General features: G+C 63.3%; 17 protein-coding genes. 9 read left to right on the top strand and 8 right to left on the bottom strand.

Going from position 1 to position 16,034, the window contains the following annotated elements; all coding sequences use genetic code 11:
• Window positions 1-71 precede the first annotated feature (71 nt).
• Window positions 72-275 (top strand): YqaE/Pmp3 family membrane protein, encoded by a 204-nt coding sequence (locus K7H91_RS14965; protein WP_230721072.1) that lies wholly within the window; start codon window positions 72-74, stop codon window positions 273-275.
• 18 nt (window positions 276-293) lie between these two features.
• Here K7H91_RS14965 and K7H91_RS14960 read toward each other — a convergent pair whose 3' ends face one another.
• Both K7H91_RS14960 and K7H91_RS14955 read right to left on the bottom strand, forming a co-directional pair.
• Window positions 294-2,843 carry an ABC transporter permease gene (locus K7H91_RS14960; RefSeq protein ID WP_230721071.1) on the bottom strand — a complete coding sequence of 850 codons (2,550 nt, stop codon included), beginning with the start codon at window positions 2,841-2,843 and terminating at the stop codon, window positions 294-296.
• Window positions 2,840-3,562 carry an ABC transporter ATP-binding protein gene (locus tag K7H91_RS14955; protein WP_230721070.1) on the bottom strand — a complete coding sequence of 241 codons (723 nt, stop codon included), beginning with the start codon at window positions 3,560-3,562 and terminating at the stop codon, window positions 2,840-2,842. The genes K7H91_RS14960 and K7H91_RS14955 overlap by 4 nt, the downstream gene beginning before the upstream one ends.
• Before the next feature lie 104 nt (window positions 3,563-3,666).
• On the opposite strand from K7H91_RS14955, the gene K7H91_RS14950 reads away from it, so the two are divergent.
• Both K7H91_RS14950 and thpR read left to right on the top strand, forming a co-directional pair.
• On the top strand, window positions 3,667-4,320 hold the full coding sequence (locus K7H91_RS14950) for an arylesterase (RefSeq protein WP_230721069.1): 654 nt from the start codon (window positions 3,667-3,669) through the stop codon (window positions 4,318-4,320).
• 65 nt (window positions 4,321-4,385) lie between these two features.
• Entirely contained in the window at window positions 4,386-4,979 is a 594-nt protein-coding gene (gene thpR, locus K7H91_RS14945; protein ID WP_230721068.1) for an RNA 2',3'-cyclic phosphodiesterase, read from the top strand.
• Here the strand turns inward: thpR and K7H91_RS14940 are convergent.
• Window positions 4,931-5,401, bottom strand: a complete 471-nt coding sequence (locus K7H91_RS14940; RefSeq protein ID WP_230721067.1) for a low molecular weight protein-tyrosine-phosphatase — start codon at window positions 5,399-5,401, stop codon at window positions 4,931-4,933. The two genes, thpR and K7H91_RS14940, sit on opposite strands and share 49 nt — an antisense overlap.
• 46 nt (window positions 5,402-5,447) lie before the next feature.
• Between K7H91_RS14940 and K7H91_RS14935 the strand changes: the two genes are divergently transcribed.
• The 4 genes from K7H91_RS14935 to K7H91_RS14920 all read left to right on the top strand — a co-directional run bounded on the left by K7H91_RS14935 (window position 5,448) and on the right by K7H91_RS14920 (window position 7,802).
• Entirely contained in the window at window positions 5,448-5,753 is a 306-nt protein-coding gene (locus K7H91_RS14935; RefSeq protein WP_230721066.1) for a 4a-hydroxytetrahydrobiopterin dehydratase, read from the top strand.
• Between the two features lie 39 nt (window positions 5,754-5,792).
• Window positions 5,793-6,170 (top strand): YkvA family protein, encoded by a 378-nt coding sequence (locus tag K7H91_RS14930; RefSeq protein ID WP_230721065.1) that lies wholly within the window; start codon window positions 5,793-5,795, stop codon window positions 6,168-6,170.
• Window positions 6,171-6,393: 223 nt separating this feature from the next.
• Window positions 6,394-6,897, top strand: a complete 504-nt coding sequence (locus K7H91_RS14925; RefSeq protein WP_230721064.1) for an invasion associated locus B family protein — start codon at window positions 6,394-6,396, stop codon at window positions 6,895-6,897.
• Window positions 6,898-7,037: 140 nt separating this feature from the next.
• Window positions 7,038-7,802, top strand: a complete 765-nt coding sequence (locus tag K7H91_RS14920; RefSeq protein WP_230721063.1) for an SDR family NAD(P)-dependent oxidoreductase — start codon at window positions 7,038-7,040, stop codon at window positions 7,800-7,802.
• 57 nt (window positions 7,803-7,859) lie between these two features.
• Here the strand turns inward: K7H91_RS14920 and K7H91_RS14915 are convergent, their stop codons facing one another.
• Window positions 7,860-8,612, bottom strand: coding sequence for a SapC family protein (locus tag K7H91_RS14915; RefSeq protein ID WP_230721062.1), 753 nt, complete (start codon window positions 8,610-8,612; stop codon window positions 7,860-7,862).
• Window positions 8,613-8,817: 205 nt separating this feature from the next.
• Here K7H91_RS14915 and K7H91_RS14910 point away from each other — a divergent pair, with 205 nt between their 5' ends.
• On the top strand, window positions 8,818-9,612 hold the full coding sequence (locus K7H91_RS14910; protein WP_230721061.1) for a transferrin-binding protein-like solute binding protein: 795 nt from the start codon (window positions 8,818-8,820) through the stop codon (window positions 9,610-9,612).
• 190 nt (window positions 9,613-9,802) lie between these two features.
• Window positions 9,803-11,116: a surface lipoprotein assembly modifier gene (locus K7H91_RS14905; protein ID WP_230721060.1), complete on the top strand. Its 1,314-nt coding sequence runs from the start codon at window positions 9,803-9,805 to the stop codon at window positions 11,114-11,116.
• A 4-nt stretch (window positions 11,117-11,120) separates the two neighbouring features.
• On the opposite strand, the gene K7H91_RS14900 is transcribed toward K7H91_RS14905, so the two are convergent.
• The 4 genes from K7H91_RS14900 to K7H91_RS14885 form a co-directional block, all read right to left on the bottom strand.
• On the bottom strand, window positions 11,121-11,915 hold the full coding sequence (locus tag K7H91_RS14900) for a metallophosphoesterase (protein ID WP_230721059.1): 795 nt from the start codon (window positions 11,913-11,915) through the stop codon (window positions 11,121-11,123).
• 120 nt (window positions 11,916-12,035) lie between these two features.
• Entirely contained in the window at window positions 12,036-12,728 is a 693-nt protein-coding gene (gene araD, locus K7H91_RS14895; RefSeq protein WP_230721058.1) for an L-ribulose-5-phosphate 4-epimerase AraD, read from the bottom strand.
• Window positions 12,729-12,738: 10 nt separating this feature from the next.
• The gene (gene araA, locus K7H91_RS14890; protein WP_230721057.1) at window positions 12,739-14,247 is read right to left on the bottom strand and encodes an L-arabinose isomerase; all 1,509 of its coding nucleotides are present in this window, start codon (window positions 14,245-14,247) and stop codon (window positions 12,739-12,741) included.
• A gap of 91 nt (window positions 14,248-14,338) precedes the next feature.
• Window positions 14,339-16,000, bottom strand: a complete 1,662-nt coding sequence (locus tag K7H91_RS14885) for a ribulokinase (protein ID WP_230721056.1) — start codon at window positions 15,998-16,000, stop codon at window positions 14,339-14,341.
• Between the last annotated feature and the right edge of the window lie 34 nt (window positions 16,001-16,034).

The raw sequence follows: 16,034 nt of genomic DNA, 5'->3' as shown, positions 1-16,034 counted from the left end.
GGAAGCACCATTTCTCCTGCAAAGCCCCTCCATCCGGCAATAATGCCGAACGCAATATAAAGAGGATATTCATGCGCTATTTCATCGCCGTCATTCTGCCGTGGCTTTCGTTTTTCACCATCGGCAAACCGTTTTCGGGCATTATCTGCCTGATATTGCAGATCACCCTGATCGGCTGGCCGGTCGCCGCGCTCTGGGCCCTGTTCGCCGTCCAGAACTACTGGGCCGACCGCCGCAACGCCGAACTGATGGACGCGCTGCGCCGCGACAAATAGTCCCGTTCCTCTGGGCCCTCAAAGCTCGCGCAGGTAGAGCGCGGGCTTCTGGCCAAGCAGATGCCAGGTGCCGGCAAGGCCGATGGCGACGGTGACGATCACCGCGCCGAGCACGGTCGCAAGCGCCACCGCCGGCAGCAGGGCGAAGGGCAGCATCATGATCTTCGTCAGCGCATACCACGCCGCGACCGAACCGGCGGCGAGCGCGAAGACGCCGGTGGCTATTCCCAGCAGCAGATATTCGTAGACGAAGGCCCGGATCAGCGCCGGACGAGTCGCGCCCAGCGTCTTCATCACCACAGCATCATGGCCGCGCCGGCGGTTGCCGGCAGCCAGCGCGCCGGAAAGCACCAGCACGGATGCGATCAGCGCGATGGCCGCCGCCGCGCGGATCGCGGTCGCAAGCTGGCTGACGAGATCGCCGGCAATCTCGAGCGCTGCTTTCACTTCGATCGTGGTGACGGTCGGGAAGGCGCGTGTCACTGCCCCCAGTATTTCGGCGTTTGTGGCGGTGTCGGAGCCCGGATCGGTGAGGGTGGCGAGCCAGGCATGCGGCGCGCCGGCGAAGGTGTTGGGCGAGAACACCATCACGAAATTGATCGACAGCGAGTCCCATTCGACAGTGCGGAAGTTCGCGATCGTCGCGGTGATATCGCGGCCGAGCACGCTGATGGTCACGGTATCACCGAGCTTCAGGCCGAGCTCCTGGCCTTCCTCGGCGGAAAACGAAACCAGCGGATCGCCGCTATAGTTCTCCGGCCACCATTCGCCTTCGGAAAGCGTCGAGTTTTCCGGAAGGTCGGCGTCATAGGTGATGCCGCGATCGCCCCGCAGCACCCATTTGGCGTCTTCCGAAGGGGCGTCCCATTCGCTAGCCCGCGTGTCGTTGAGGCTCAGAATGCGGCCGCGCAGCATCGGCACCAGCGCCAGCTCGCCATCGGGCGTTTCCTTGTCGATCAGCGCCTTGAAGCCATCGACCTCGCTGCTCTGGATATCGACGAAGAAGAAATCCGGCGCGCGTTCCGGCAGCGAGCGCGAAAGCTCGCGATTGAGATTGCCGTCGATCAGCGCCAGGCCGACCAGCAGCGTCAGCCCGAGGCCGAGCGAGAGCACGACGGAGCCCGTCAGCGCGCCGGGGCGGTGGATATTGCCGACCGCGAGCCTGAGCGACGGCGCATGCGGGCGCGGGGCCCGCGCCGCCAGCCATTTGATGGCGAGCGCCACCAGCCGCAGCACCACGAAGGCGCCGGCGACGGAGGCGAGGAACACGGCAGCGACGAAGCGCTCCTCGGCGGTGAAGATCGCAAGTGCTGCGAGCAGCGCCAGCGTCACGCCGGTGGCCGCCAGGAACGGCCATGCCGGGCGGCCGCCCTCGTCAAAGCTGTGTTCGCGCAGCAGCGCGGTCGCCGGCACGTTGCGGGCGGCGGCCAGCGGCAGGATCGCAAAGGCGAGCGCGGTCAGGATGCCGAACAGCGCCGCCAGCGCCAGAGCGAGAGGGAAGATGCCGGCGGGGATCGCGATTTCGAGCAGCGAGGAGAGCAGCGGCAGCGCGATCAGCGGGATGATGGCGCCGAAGACGAGGCCGATCGCGATCCCGATCAGCGCCACCAGCATGATCTGCAGGAAGTAGATCGCGACCACCATATCGGCCGGTGCGCCCATGCATTTGAAGGCGGCGATCGCGCGGCGGCGGCTTTCGAGATAGGCGCTGACGGCATTGGCGATCCCGACGCCGCCGGTGATCAGCGTGGCAAGCCCCACCAGCGTCAGGAATTCCGACAGCCGGTCGACATTCTCGCTGAGCGAGGGGGCGGCGCGGTCGCTGGTGCGGATCTGCCAGCCGGTATCGGGGAATTTCTCCTCTGCCTCGGTCTTGACCGCCTCCGGCGTCATCGCGGCATCGGCAAGCCGCACGCGATACCCGTATTCGGCAAGGCTGCCGATCTGGACGAGGCCAGAGGCGTCGAGCGCGTCCCGGCCAATCAGGATACGCGGGGCGAAGGCGAAGCCTTCCGACAACGCGTCCGGCTCCTGCACCAGCGTGCCGGATACGACGAGTTCCGCATTGCCGAGCAGTAGACTGTCGCCGGGGGCAAGCTCCAGCCGCTCCGCCAGCAGCGGCGCGACCAATACGCCGTATCTGCCATCGGTCTCGGCCAGCGCTTCGCCGACAGGCATGGCGGGATCGGCTATGACTTCGCCGTAAAGCGGGTAGGCGCCGTCGACGGCCTTGATTTCTGCCAGCGACTGGTCTGTGCCATCGGGAAGCCGCGTCATCGAGCGCATCGTCACCGATTGCGATACCGGGCCGAGTGTCTCGATATAGCCAAGTGCGGCGCCGGAAAGCGGCTCGTTGTCGCGTTCGAAGCGGATATCGGCGGCCAGGATCTCTCGTCCGCGTTCGGCGATGCCGGCGTTGACGGCCTGAGACACCGAGTTGACGGCGGCGATCGCGGCGACGCCAAGCGCGATGCAGGCGAGGAAGATATAGAAACCCGAAAGCCCGCCGCGCATTTCGCGCAGCGCAAATTTCAATGCGAGGAGAAGGTTGAGCCGGTTCTGCCTCATTGCGCTGCAGTTCCGGGCGCGGCAGTTCCGGGCGCTACGGTTTCGGCGGGCGCGACGATCTCGCCGGAGCGGACATGAACCTGCCGGTCGCAGCGCGCGGCAAGCGTGGCGTCATGGGTGACAAGCACCAGCGTGGTTCCCATCTCGCGCTGGCGGGCAAACAGAAGGTCGGCGATCTGCGCGCCGGTGTCGCCGTCGAGATTGCCGGTCGGCTCGTCGGCGATCAGCACCGCCGGTTCGGGGGCAAGCGCGCGGGCAATCGCCACCCGCTGCTGCTCGCCGCCGGAAAGCTGGCCCGGATAATGGCTGAGACGATGGCCGAGGCCGACGCTCTCAAGGGCGGCGCGGGCGCGCTCGAAGGCGTCGCGCTTGCCGGCAAGCTCCAGCGGGATCGCGGCGTTTTCGAGCGCGGTCATGTTGGCGATCAGGTGGAAGGACTGGAACACGATGCCGATATTCTCGCCCCTGAAGGCGGCGAGCGCATCTTCCGAGAGGCCGGTAAGCGGCGTGCCGAGAATGGTGATCTCGCCGCTGTCGAGCCGCTCGAGGCCGGCGATCACCATCAGCAGCGTCGACTTGCCGGAGCCGGAGGGCCCGAGAATGCCGACGGACTCGCCGCTGCCGATTGCAAGCGACATGCCCTTCAGCACATGAACGGCGGCGGTGCCCCTGCCTAGGGTCAGGTGGGCGTCTTCAAGTGCAATCAGATTTTCGGACAAATTCGCTTCCCGCTTTGAAATTCGACGCTTGGCTCAACACATAAAGGAATACGCAGCATCGGTCCCGATGGACCGGGTAGAAAACTGGATTTAGGAGTTCGACCATGCGATTAAAAGCGACAGCGCCGATTGTTTTTGCCGCTCTTGCGCTCTCCGGCGCCTCGGCAAGCGCCGAAACGCCGCTCGAAATCGTCGTGCTCGGCGACAGTCTGGTGGCCGGCTACGAACTCGCGCCCGGCGAGGATTACCCCTCAAAGCTCGAAGCCGCGCTCCGCGAAGCCGGCTACGATGTCGCGATCTCCAACGCCGGCGTTTCTGGCGATACCACCAGCGGCGGGCTGGCCCGGCTCGACTGGTCGGTGCCCGACAGCGCCAATGCCGTGATCCTGGAGCTTGGCGCCAATGACGCGCTGCGCGGCCTTTCGCCGGATCAGGCGGCGGAAAACCTTTCGACGATCATCGAGCGGCTGCGGGACCGCGAAATTCCGGTGATGCTGATGGGCATGATGGCGCCGCCGAACATGGGCGCCGATTATGCCGCCGACTTCAATGCGATCTATCCCGAACTCGCCAGTGAATACGGGCTCGACCTCTATCCGTTCTTCCTCGATGGCGTCGCCACCCATGCCGAATATCAGCTTGCCGACGGCATGCATCCGAATGCCGAGGGCGTCGAGGTGATGGTCGAAAACACGCTGCCGAGCGTCGAAGCCTTCATCCGGTCGATCAGGCCACAGAGCGGGGGACAATCAAATTAACGCTTGCCTCATGGCGGGTTAAATGATTCGCTGAGGTTACGACTAGCAGATTCGGGGAGCTCGCCATGCCGAGAATTTTCACCGCCCTCGAAATCCCGCGCGAACAGGCGTTAAGTCTTTCGCTGTTGCGCGGCGGCCTGCCCGGGGCCCGCTGGATCGATGTGGAGAACTACCACATCACCTTGCGGTTCATCGGCGATGTCGACTTCCGCACCGCCGACGAGGTCGTTCACTGGCTTGACCGGATCGAACGGCCCTCCTTTCGGCTCAGTCTCGCCGGAACCGGCCATTTCGGCTCCAAGAAACCGCATTCGATCTGGGCCGGGGTGTCGCCCTCGCCAGAGCTTGTCGCGCTGCAGGCCGATATCGACCGCATCTGTCAGAGGCTCGGGCTGAAGGCCGATCCGCGCAAGTTCATGCCGCATGTCACGCTGGCGCGGCTGCGCGGCGCCAAGGTGTCCGATGTCGTCGATTACCTGGCCGCGCGCGGCAATTTCCAGACGCTGCCGTTCACGGTCGGGCGCTTCGTGCTGATGTCGTCGCGCGATTCCGTCGGCGGCGGGCCCTACAAGGTCGAGGAGGCGTTCGATCTTTACGATCCGCAGGACGCCTACAGCTTCGACAGCAGCGACTGGCAACCCGCCAACAGCATGTGGTAGACGGTCTCGAAACCGTCTTCCGCGTCATAATAAGGGTCGGGGATCTCCTCGCGGCGACCGAGCGTGTATTCGCTGAAGAGCGCCACGGTCGCTTCCGGATCGGGATCGGCGAGGCGTTTGAGCGCCGTGACATTGTTGAAATCCATGCCGAGGATCAGCGAGAACCGGTTGAAATCCTGTCGCGTGATCTGGCGGGCGCGCTGATTTGCGATATCGAAGCCATGGCGGATCGCGGTTGCCCGTGAGCGCGGATCGGGCAGTTCGCCCTGGTGCCAGTTGCCGATACCGGCGGAATCCAGCCGGAACTCGTCGTCCCGTCCGGCATTCTCGGCGAGGTGGGCAAACAGGCCCTCGGCCAGCGGAGAGCGGCAGATATTGCCGCTGCAGACGAACAGGACGGCGTGTTTATGCGGTTGTGCCATGATGTTTGCGCAATTTCATGTAGGTATTATGGTGATGGAGGATGCCATGGATGACACCCGACTGGAACCGGAAGAGCTGAATCATGCCCTCAGCGCCCGCGAGGGCTGGGCGCTTGCCGAAGACGAAACCGCGATCACCCGCGATTTCAAGTTCGCTGACTTTCGCGAGGCCTTCGCCTTCATGAGCGAATGCGCCCTTGCCGCCGAGCGGCTCGATCATCATCCCTCCTGGAACAATGTCTATAACAGGGTCGGCGTGTCGCTGACCACCCATTCCTCCGGCGGCGTTTCCGCCCGCGACATTGAAATGTCGAAGATCATGGATGCGGCGGCCCGGCGCTATGGTATTTGACCGTACACGCCCTATATCGCCGGTAAAACGGAGTTTGTCATGAGCGATATCAAATATGGCGACATTCTTGAGCCGGGCGACGAGGAAACGCAGGCCGAAAACGAGCGGATCGTGCGCGAGGGCTTCTGGCGCAAGCTGACCCGCACGGCGGCCCGCATTCCCTTCGCCCGCGATGCCGTTGCCGCCTATTATTGCGCCACCGATCGCAACACCCCGCTCGGCGTGCGGGTGGTGCTTTACGCGGCACTTGCCTATTTCATCATGCCCGCCGATCTCATTCCGGATATCTTCCTGTTCGTCGGCTTTACCGACGATCTGGCGGTGCTGACCACGGCGCTGACCATGATCCGCAGGAACATCGAGGACGCGCATTACGAACGCGCGGATTCGGCTCTGACGGTGCTGCGCAAGCACTGATTGGAATGCGATTCCCCCTCTGCCGCAATCTTGCCGTGATTGGCGGCATTTGTCGTGGCATAATCGTCAGGACGCACATAAGCGGGGCAAGGCCGGAAACGCTCCGGTGTTGAGATTTTGGTAACCTCGCTTGCGTATGTATTTGGACAAGTCTCAAAGTCGCGGGGCGCGCATCTTTATGGTGCCGCGACCGGCCCAAAGCAGAGAAAATCGGCAGGATCACATGTTTGCAAAAAGAATCGTCCTCGTACTGGTACTTCTATTCACCGGCGCCTCGATCGCTTCCGCGCAGACGCCGACGCCCATCCAGAAATTCGACGCATGGGTCGCCTATTCCTACCAGTCGGATGCCGGCAAGGTGTGCTACGCCCTCTCGGTGCCGGCCAAAAAGGAACCGTCCAATGTCGATCACGGTGACAACTTCTTCGTGGTGACCAAATATCCGGGCCAGAACGTTTCGCTTGAGCCGCAGGCGATGATGGGCTTCACCCTCAAGGAGGGTTCGACCATCGACGTCGTGGTCGATGGCAAGAGCTTCCCGATGTATCACAAGGGCAAGGGCGGCTGGCTTGAAAACGCCGCGCAGGAGCCGACGCTGGTGGCCGCCATGAAGGCCGGCCGCACCATGGAGGTGGACGCCACCTCCGCTCGCGGCACCAAGACGTCCCACACCTACTCCCTGATCGGCATCACCGCGGCGCTGAACAAGATCAGCACCTGCAACTGATCACGCGTTGACCGACCCCAAAAGACCCGGCTCCGGCCGGGTTTTTGCATTTCAGCGGCAGCATTTACAGAAATCATCAGTGGCATCGCCGGCGGCTTCCGGTCTATAAAACCCGCACTCTCGATTGAAAGGGCGATCTCATGATACCTGTCGACGATCTCGTTGGAATGAAGGTTCTGGTGACCGGCGCAAGCTCCGGCATCGGCGCTGCGGCCGCGTCCGCGTTTTCTCGTTCCGGGGCCGAGGTGTGCCTGCATTATTACAGCGGCAAGGAAGCGGCCGAGGCGCTGGCGGCGGAGCTGAGGGCGGCGGGCGGCACGGCGCATGTGGTCGGCGGTGATGTTTCGCGGGCGCCGGATACCGAGCGGATCGTCAGGGAAGCGGCCGAACTGATGGGCGGGCTCGATTGCCTGGTCAACAATGCCGGCGCGATTGGCCGGGTCGCGGTCTCCGATTTCGACGAGGCGGTCTATGAGCAAGTCTTCGACCTCAATACCCGCTCGATCCTCAGAATGGTGCGCCACGCAGCACCCCTGCTCAGGGAAAGCGACCGGGCCTCGATCATCAATCTCGGCTCCATTGCCGCGCGTCACGGCGGCAACAAGGGATCGGGCGTCTATGCCGCGGCCAAGGCGGCCGTCCATTCGCTGACGCGCAGCCTTGCCAAGGAGCTGGCCGGCGACGGCATCCGCGTCAATGCGCTTGCGCCCGGCGTCATCGAGACGCCGTTTCACGACGAGACGCCGCACGCGGCCATGAACGCGGCGCTGAACGCGATCCCGCTCGGACGCCTCGGCACGGCGGAGGATTGCGCCTGGAGCTTCGTGTTCCTGGCCTCGCCGACCATGTCCGGCTTTATCACCGGACAGATCATCGACATCAATGGCGGGCAATATATGCCCTGACCGGCGGATTCCGCGCGCCCGGTTTTCCGGGCACGCTCCATTTTCAGTCGGGGCAGATCAGGCGCTTTTGACGAAGCGCTGATTGCGTTCCATCAGGAGGCCCCAGTTCTGGGCGGAGGCGAGGTGGAGCGCGATCGCGTCCGTCCAGCCCTTTTCCGTCCATTGCTTCAGGGTTCTTGCCGGCAGCGCGCGGTAGCGCTCGATATCGATCACGCTGAAGCCGTCGAGGCGATAGCGCGACTTGTCCGGGAAATCCATGTCGACATGGCGGGCGACGAGGATATCCGCCTCGGAAATCGCCTTCAGGAAGGCGGTGTCCTGCGCGCGGTGCTGATGATAGGCCTCGCACAGATGCAGCATCGGTTCGACCGCCTTGCTGGCGGTGCCGTCCTCGTTGAAGATCGGCGCCGCGTCCGGCGCATCCGAAAGCGGTTTCACGCGGCCGCTCTCGCTGTCATAGGCGAGATAGCGGGTATCCTGGTCCGGCGACTGCACCAGAATGAAGGGATAGCGGCGGATATAGGCCGGAATGTAGGTGTGCGCCGCCCAGGCGCCGTCTTCCTCGAGCATCAGGTTGCGGCCCTGCTTCAGCCCGACGATCGCGACCGGCGAGGGCTCTTTCCCGCCGACGAACACGATCGGATAATGCCGGATCGAGGGCATGAATTCGCTGACGGACAGCGGGATTGCCGTGGCCTCGGCCGTGAACGAAAAATCCTGGCTGCCGACAAGCCCCATCGCCTTGTGGTCCTCGAAGCGCAGTACCTGCGGCTTCCTGTAGAAAAGCGGCAACTGGGTTTGGGTGGTCATTGAATTATGGTCTCCTCTCGGCCCTGTCCGGTATGACGTACCGCTCTCTTACATGGGTTGCCGGAGCGGAACAATCGCTGATCCTCTTCTCGATTCGTCTTGTCTGAGTTGCAGTCTATAATTTATTTCACCTCTGGTTGACATGGCTAGCGGAGATTGAGAAAGTTAACTACTTGTTAATCTGACGAGTGACTGGAGAGGGACAATGAAATATCTGACATGTGTCGTGCTGGGCGCGGCCGCGCTTGCGGCTGGCTGTGGCAACAATGGCAATGATGGCATCGCGACCAACGCGCTTGGCTATTACGGGGACGTGAACTGGGACACGGGCCGGATCGACGGGTCGGGGACGGCGGAGGCCGGTATTCAGGTCAACGACGATGACAGCGTGACCGTTCAGATCAACGAGGGTCCCTATGCCGGGGAAACCAGAACCTTCTATTACGACGGCGCGGGCGGCTATACGACCGACGACGCCGAGGCCTATCTGCAGCTCGGTTATTTCGACAATCCGAACGTCAAGGATGGCCCGGTGGTGGCCCTGATCGACGTCAATGACAATGACGAAGAGCTCACCCTGATGGCGCTTCGCTCGAGCAACGACATGACCGCTGAATCCGACATGCCGGTCACGGGCTTTGCGACCTATACCGGCAGCCATCTGGGCGGAGCGACGATCCCGGGCCAGTATCTCGATTATATCGAGGGCGGTTTCCAGGCCAATGTCGATTTCGGCGCCGGTCAGCTTGCGGGCGCGATGCAAAGCGATCTGGGCGACATCACCTTCGATGCCACCATTTCCGGGGCCGAGTTCAACTCGAACGCCAATTCGATCGCGATCGGCAATGATTACGGCGTCATCAACCAGGGGGCTTCCGGCGTCGAGGGCGGGTTCTACGGCTCTGGCGCGTCCGGCATGGCGGGGACCTATCTGCTGAACGGTCAGGGGTCGCTGGATGGCGCAGGCGCCGTCGGCGCCTTCGTCGCCGACCGGAACTGACCCTCGCCGGAGCGATCGCGGGCCCCTTTCGGCCCGCGGTCGTTCCTCGGGAGATATTCCGGTCGATGGAGCGGTTTTGCCCTTTCGCCAAAGCGCAACCGTTCTCTCCATGTGTTTGAAGCCTTTTCGCAGACCTCGGGCGAAGCCATCCGGTCGCGAAACGCATTGGTACAGAGTTCGCGGTCATCGGATGCAGTTCGCACGTCTCATTCTCGGTCTGAAACGCATGGCGGCTTCGGCCGCCGTGGCACTCGTCGTCGTCGGCCTTTCCGGCGGCGCGGCGTTGGCCGACAACCCGTTTCCCGAGATCAAGATGTTGATCGAGTCGGGCCAGTATGACCAGGCAATGGCGCTGTCGGCGCATCTGACCCGGGACCCGGAAATGTCCGCCCTGTCGCAGAAATTCACCTATGCGCTGATCCTGAAGCGCCAGGGGAAGCTGAAAGAGGCGGCGGGGATCATGCGCGCGATCCTCGCGGAAAAGCCGAACCTGTCGCGGGTGCGCCAGGAGCTTGCCCATACGCTTTCCCTGATGGGCGAGAAGAAGGCCGCGATCTACCATTTCTCGATCCTCGCCGACAATGCGCCGAGCGAATCGCTGCGCTCCTTCTACGAGGATTTCATCGACCGCGTGAATCTCGACCGGCCATGGACGCTCGGCGGTTATGTGGCGATCGCCCCCAGCACCAACATCTCGAATTCGACCGACGAGGACCTCGTCCATATCGGCGGCATTCCGCTTGTGCCCGGCGAGAAGGCCGAAAGCGGCGTCGGTCTGAACTACGGCGTGAACGGCACCTACACGTTCGAACTTGTCGACGATCTCTCGCTGACCTTCGGCGGTTCCGTCACCGGCCTTGCCTACAAGGAAACCGCCTATAACCAGACCCAGTTCGGCGGCTTCTCGCAACTTTCCTGGCGCATGGACCCCTGGATATTCAGCGGCGGCATCGCGGCCGAGCGGGTGCTGCTGGGCAATGAGCCTTATCGCACCGGTTACGGGCCGGTGTTTTCCGTGCGCCGGTCCTTCGGGGCTTTCGGCGTCACTTCCGCCAATGTCTCGTATCAGTGGCTGGATTACGACGAGGTCGATGCCTTTGACGGCTATCAGGTCGGTTTCAGCCTCAATCATCGTTACGCGCTGACGGCGGCGAGCAGCATCCGCCTCGGCGGCGGGTATAATTACGTCCATGCCGAAAACGACATCAATTCCTATGACGGCTATAATCTGAACGCCAAATATGCGCGCGAATGGTCAGGTGGCATCCTCACCGATATCGCGGTCTCGGGTACGCTCAGGGATTATGTCGGCGATTTTCCACTGATGACCGAGCCGCGGCTCGACCGTCGCATCGATATCGAAGTCGGCGCGACATTCCGCACGCTGGCGATGAAGGGCTTCGCGCCCCGTCTGGAATATGCCTATTCGCAGAATTTTTCGAATGTCGAGCTCTATGATTACAACAAGAGCACGGTCTCGCTGTTCGTGACCAAGCAGTTTTAGGAGCTCAGCCCTGTCGCTGCGCGGCGGCTTGCACGAACTCGACCTCGCGCCCCGGCCGGATGATGGCGGCGGTCAGCCGACCCTTGGCATAGGCACCGGTATCGATCGAGATCACCCCGTTCGCCATGATTGGCCGGTCGACCACGGTATGGCCGTGGACGATCCATGTGCCGTCCTCGCGCGGCAGTTGCCCGAACGCCGGATGCCCCCAGGTCAGGTTGGCCGGGCGCTGGTTCTCCAGCGGCTTGCGCGGGTCGGCGCCGGCGTGCACCACGGCGACATTGCCGCTTTTCCAGAGCCGGGGCATTGCCTCCAGAAAGCCGGCCATGTCGCCGAGCTGCTGGGCCAGGGCATCGCGAACCACGGAAAAATTGCGGTCCGTCAGCGCGTTGCCGAGGGAAATTTCCGTGAAGCTCTGCAGCGTCTGCAGTCCGCCATTGCGCAGCCAGCGCTCGCCCTTTTCCTCCGGCGCCCGCAGAAAGTCGAGGAGCATCTCCTCGTGATTGCCCTTGAGACAGAGGATATCGCCGTCATGCGTCTGGCGTTCGTGGAGCATCCTCAACACGCCGGCGGAATCCTCGCCGCGGTCGATATAGTCGCCGACATGGATGATCCTCAACCCGGGCGCGGCGGTGGCGACCTTGTCCCACAGCGCCGCGAGCGCGTCGACGCAGCCGTGAACATCGCCGATCGCCGCAAAGCCCTCGTCCGGCGTCGGCAGGCCGCCGCGAAAGGATGGCGGCAGTGGGTCCGGACTTGCCGGACCGGGACGGGAAAACAGGCGGCGTAGCGATTTCATCGGGCAGACACCTCCAGCGCAAGACAGCATGGGTCGCGGACGCGACCGGAAAACATGCACCGACGCTAACAGAGATCAGGGCCGGCGGGCAAGAAGCCTTCCGGCCGACAGGCGCATGTGCTATTCCGGCTGTCCGTAATAGGCGGTCGCGCCGTGCTTGCGCAGGAAATGCTTGTCGAGCAGCTCCTGTTCGATCGGCTTCAGGCCAGGCTCAAGCTGCAGCGATGACAGCGCCATATCGGCGATGCATTCCACCGCGACGGCGACCTCGACGGCCTTGGCGACGGTCTTGCCCCAGGTGAATGGTGCATGGCGGTTGACGAGCACGGCCGGAAAATCGAGCGGATTGAGGTCCTTGAACCGCTCGACGATGACGTTCCCGGTCTCCCATTCATAGGCGGATGCGATCTCCTCCGGCGTCATCTTCCGGGTGACCGGTATCTCGCCATAGAAGTAGTCGGCATGGGTGGTGCCGAAATTGGGGATGGCGCGGCCGGCCTGGGCGAAGGCGGTGGCGCGGGTGGAATGGGTGTGGACCACGCCGCCGATCTCCTCGAAGGCCAGGAACAGGCGGCGGTGGGTGGGTGTATCGGAGGAGGGCCGCAGATTGCCCTCCACGATATTCCCCTCGAAATCCACGATCACCATGTTGCCGGGCGTGAGGTCGGCATAGTCGACCCCGCTCGGTTTGATCGCGAATACGGCCTTGTCGCGGTCGACTGCACTGGCATTGCCGAAGGTCAGGTTGATCAGCCCCTGTTTCGGAAGCGCGATATTGGCCTCATAGGCCTCGCGCCGGATTTCCTTGTACATGCCTGCCTCCTCAAGCCTTGATGCCGAGGCCGAGATGCCAGTAGATCTCGTTGTTGCGGAGATCCTGCTTGAACCGGTCGAGGCGCGTGTCGTCATTGATGACGGCAAGCTCGATCCCGGCCATGGTGGCGAAATCCTCCAGCATTTCGGTGGTCACGTCGTTGGAATAGGCGGTGTGGTGCGCGCCGCCTGCCAGAATCCAGGCGGAAAGCGCGGTCTTGAAGTCCGGCTTGCATTCCCACACGGCCCGCGCGACGGGGAGCTTCGGCAGGTCGGGATGCTCCACCGAGGTCACCTCGTTGACCAGCAGGCGGAAGCGGTTGCCCATGTCCATCAGGCTGGCGTTCAGCGCCGGGCCGAGCCTGGCGTTGAACACCATGCGCACCGGATCGGCCTTGCCGCCAATGCCGAGCGGGTGGATTTCGATCGACGGTTTGCCGTCGGCGATCGACGGGCAGATTTCCAGCATGTGGGAGCCGAGCACCTGCTCGTGGCCGGGGGCCATGTGGTAGGTATAGTCCTCCATGAACGAGGTCGCCCCGCTCATGCCGTGGCCCATCACCTTCAGCGCGCGCACCAGCGCCACGGTCTTCCAGTCGCCTTCGCCGGCAAAGCCGTAGCCGGCCGCCATCACCCGCTGGGTCGCCATGCCCGGCAGCGTCTCCATGCCATGCAGGTCCTCGAACGTGTCGGTAAAGCCCTTGAATCCGCCGGCCTCGAGGAAGGTCTTGAGGCCGAGTTCCTGACGCGCGGCGTTCAGCAGGCTGTCATGGCGATCGCCACCCTTTTTCAGAACGTCAGCAACATTGTATTCGTTCTCGTAGCTGGCCGCGAGATCGGCGACATCGCCGTCGGAGAGCGTGTTCATGACATCGACCAGGTCCATGATGCCGTAGCCGTTGACCGAAAAGCCGAGCTTCATTTCGGCGGCGACCTTGTCGCCCTCGGTCACGGCAACCTCGCGCATATTGTCGCCGAAGCGGCAGAACCGGCCGCCCTGCCAGTCGTCCCAGGCGCGCGCGGCGCGCATCCAGGCGTCGATGCGGGCATGAACCTCCTTGTCCGTCCAATGGCCGGCGACGACCTTGCGGCCGAGCCGCATGCGGGTGTGGATGAAGCCCGCCTCGCGGTCGCCATGGGCGGCCTGGTTCAGGTTCATGTAGTCCATGTCGATCGTATCCCACGGCAATTCGCGGGCATATTGGGTGTGGAAGTGCAGGAACGGCTTGTTGAGCAGGTTGAGCCCGCGGATCCACATTTTCGACGGCGAGAAGGTGTGCATCCACAGGATCAGCCCGCCGCATTCGGGATCGGAATTGGCGCGCACCGCCAGTTCGGTCGCCTCCGCCGGGCTCTTGACCACGGGCTGAGGCACGATTTCGAGCGGCAGGTTGCCATCCGTCGACAGCGCGTTGGCGATCTCGGTGAACTGAGCGTCGACCTGGGCGAGCGTTTCGGGGCCGTAGAGATGCTGCGAACCGCAGACGAACCAGATCTTCAGTGGTTTGAGGCCGATCATGTTTATCCTCCGGAATGTGAGCGCGTCGGTAAGTTGCCGTTTCCCGGCCTGACGCGCGTGAAACAAATGTATGGCGCTTTCTGGCACCGTGTTATGCGGCGCGAACCCTGTCGCGGATCTCGATCAGGTCCTTCATGATCTTCGACAGGTCGGAATCGCGGGTAATCCCGCCGAAACCGTCATGCAGCGTCAAATAGAGACCGTAGAGTTCCTCGTAGATCGCGACGTTTTCGGGGATCGGGTCGTAGCGGATGTCCTTCAGCCCGGTCATCGCCCGCGTGGTCGCCTTGATGTCCCCATGGGCGCCGGCGACGGAGGCGGCGGCCACGGCAGCGCCCAGCGCGCAGGTCTGGGCCGAGCGGGTCACAAGCATCGTCCGGTTCATGACGTCGGCATAGGTCTGCATCAGCATCGGGTTCTTCTCGGCGATGCCGCCGGCGCAGACGACCTTGTCGATCGGCACGCCGTAGTCGGTCATGCGCTCGACGATGGCGCGCGCGCCAAAGGCGGTGGCCTCCACCAGCGCGCGATAGATCTCGGCGCGGGTCGAATAGAGCGTCTGTCCGAGGATGAGACCCGTCAGGCGCTGGTCGACCAGAATGGTGCGGTTGCCATTGTTCCAGTCGAGCGCCAGAAGCCCGCTTTGCCCGGCCTTCATCCCCGCGGCCTCGCGGGAAAGCTCGTCATGCAATTCCGGGCCGCCCTGGCAGACACGCTCGACCCACCATTTGAAGATATCGCCGACCGCCGATTGCCCTGCCTCGATGCCGTAGAAGCCCGGCAGGATCGAGCCTTCGACAATGCCGCAAAGGCCGGGGATGGTGTCCGATTTCGACATGTCGACGATCGCGCAGTCGCAGGTCGACGTGCCGATGACCTTGACCAGCATGCCTTCCTCGATGCCGCAGCCGATCGAGCCGAGATGGTTGTCGAAGGCGCCGGTTGCGATCGCGATGCCTTCCGGCAGGCCGAGCTTCTCGGCCCATTCGGCGCATAGCGTGCCGGCGGGCACCGAGATGTCCTGCGCGGTATCGTAAAGCCGGTCGCGCAGGTCGGCGATCGCGGGATCGAGCATGCCCAGGAACTCCTTGTCCGGCAGGCCGCCCCATTTGGGATTGTAGAGCCCCTTGTGGCCGGCCGCGCAGACGCCGCGCTTGATATCGGCGGGGGCTTTTACCCCGGCCAGCACCGAGGGGATCCAGTCGGCGAGCTCGACCCAGGAGGCCGCCGCATCAAACACGGCGCGGTCGACATTCAGGCAGTGCCAGATCTTCGACCACCACCATTCCGATGAATAGGTGTCGCCGACCATGGCGAGATAATGCGGCCGTTCGGCCTTGCCGAGCGCGGTGATCTTCTCGGCCTCGCGCCAGCTCGTGTGGTCCTTCCACAGCCAGCAATGGGCGTTGAGATTGTCGGCAAATTCCGGGTCCATCGCCAGCGCGCCGTTCTCGGCGTTCACCGGCAGCGGGCTGGAGCCGGTGGTGTCCACGCCGATGCCGATCACCTTCGCGGCATCGAACTTCTCGTGCCGGGACGCCTGTTCCAGCGCGCCGCGAACGCATGCTTCCAGGCCCTGCAGATAATCGGCGGGGCTCTGGCGCGCGAGCAGCGGATCATCGGCGTCGAGCAACACGCCCTGATCGCCGCTTGGATAATCGAAGACATGGGTTCCGTATTCAAACCCGTCATCGCAGCCGACGACCAGAGCACGCACCGAGTTTGTGCCGTAATCGATACCTATGGAGAACATGGATGCCTCGCCTAAACCATTCACTTATTAGCGG

Origin of the sequence: Martelella mediterranea (genome assembly GCF_021021415.1) — a bacterium.
Classification (GTDB): Bacteria; Pseudomonadota; Alphaproteobacteria; order Rhizobiales; family Rhizobiaceae; genus Martelella; species Martelella mediterranea_C.
This window is presented reverse-complemented; position numbering and strand designations above follow the sequence as displayed.

Excerpts from the sequence above, each read along its gene's own strand:
- K7H91_RS14900 (WP_230721059.1), bottom strand. The coding sequence starts at position 11,915 with ATGAAATCGCTACGCCGCCTGTTTTCCCGTCCCGGTCCGGCAAGTCCG.
- K7H91_RS14930 (WP_230721065.1), top strand. The coding sequence starts at position 5,793 with ATGAGCGATATCAAATATGGCGACATTCTTGAGCCGGGCGACGAGGAA.
- K7H91_RS14910 (WP_230721061.1), top strand. The coding sequence starts at position 8,818 with ATGAAATATCTGACATGTGTCGTGCTGGGCGCGGCCGCGCTTGCGGCT.
- araD (WP_230721058.1), bottom strand. The coding sequence starts at position 12,728 with ATGTACAAGGAAATCCGGCGCGAGGCCTATGAGGCCAATATCGCGCTT.
- K7H91_RS14915 (WP_230721062.1), bottom strand. The coding sequence starts at position 8,612 with ATGACCACCCAAACCCAGTTGCCGCTTTTCTACAGGAAGCCGCAGGTA.
- K7H91_RS14885 (WP_230721056.1), bottom strand. The coding sequence starts at position 16,000 with ATGTTCTCCATAGGTATCGATTACGGCACAAACTCGGTGCGTGCTCTG.
- K7H91_RS14960 (WP_230721071.1), bottom strand. The coding sequence starts at position 2,843 with ATGAGGCAGAACCGGCTCAACCTTCTCCTCGCATTGAAATTTGCGCTG.
- thpR (WP_230721068.1), top strand. The coding sequence starts at position 4,386 with ATGCCGAGAATTTTCACCGCCCTCGAAATCCCGCGCGAACAGGCGTTA.
- K7H91_RS14925 (WP_230721064.1), top strand. The coding sequence starts at position 6,394 with ATGTTTGCAAAAAGAATCGTCCTCGTACTGGTACTTCTATTCACCGGC.
- K7H91_RS14950 (WP_230721069.1), top strand. The coding sequence starts at position 3,667 with ATGCGATTAAAAGCGACAGCGCCGATTGTTTTTGCCGCTCTTGCGCTC.
- K7H91_RS14920 (WP_230721063.1), top strand. The coding sequence starts at position 7,038 with ATGATACCTGTCGACGATCTCGTTGGAATGAAGGTTCTGGTGACCGGC.
- K7H91_RS14940 (WP_230721067.1), bottom strand. The coding sequence starts at position 5,401 with ATGGCACAACCGCATAAACACGCCGTCCTGTTCGTCTGCAGCGGCAAT.
- K7H91_RS14905 (WP_230721060.1), top strand. The coding sequence starts at position 9,803 with ATGCAGTTCGCACGTCTCATTCTCGGTCTGAAACGCATGGCGGCTTCG.
- araA (WP_230721057.1), bottom strand. The coding sequence starts at position 14,247 with ATGATCGGCCTCAAACCACTGAAGATCTGGTTCGTCTGCGGTTCGCAG.
- K7H91_RS14935 (WP_230721066.1), top strand. The coding sequence starts at position 5,448 with ATGGATGACACCCGACTGGAACCGGAAGAGCTGAATCATGCCCTCAGC.
- K7H91_RS14965 (WP_230721072.1), top strand. The coding sequence starts at position 72 with ATGCGCTATTTCATCGCCGTCATTCTGCCGTGGCTTTCGTTTTTCACC.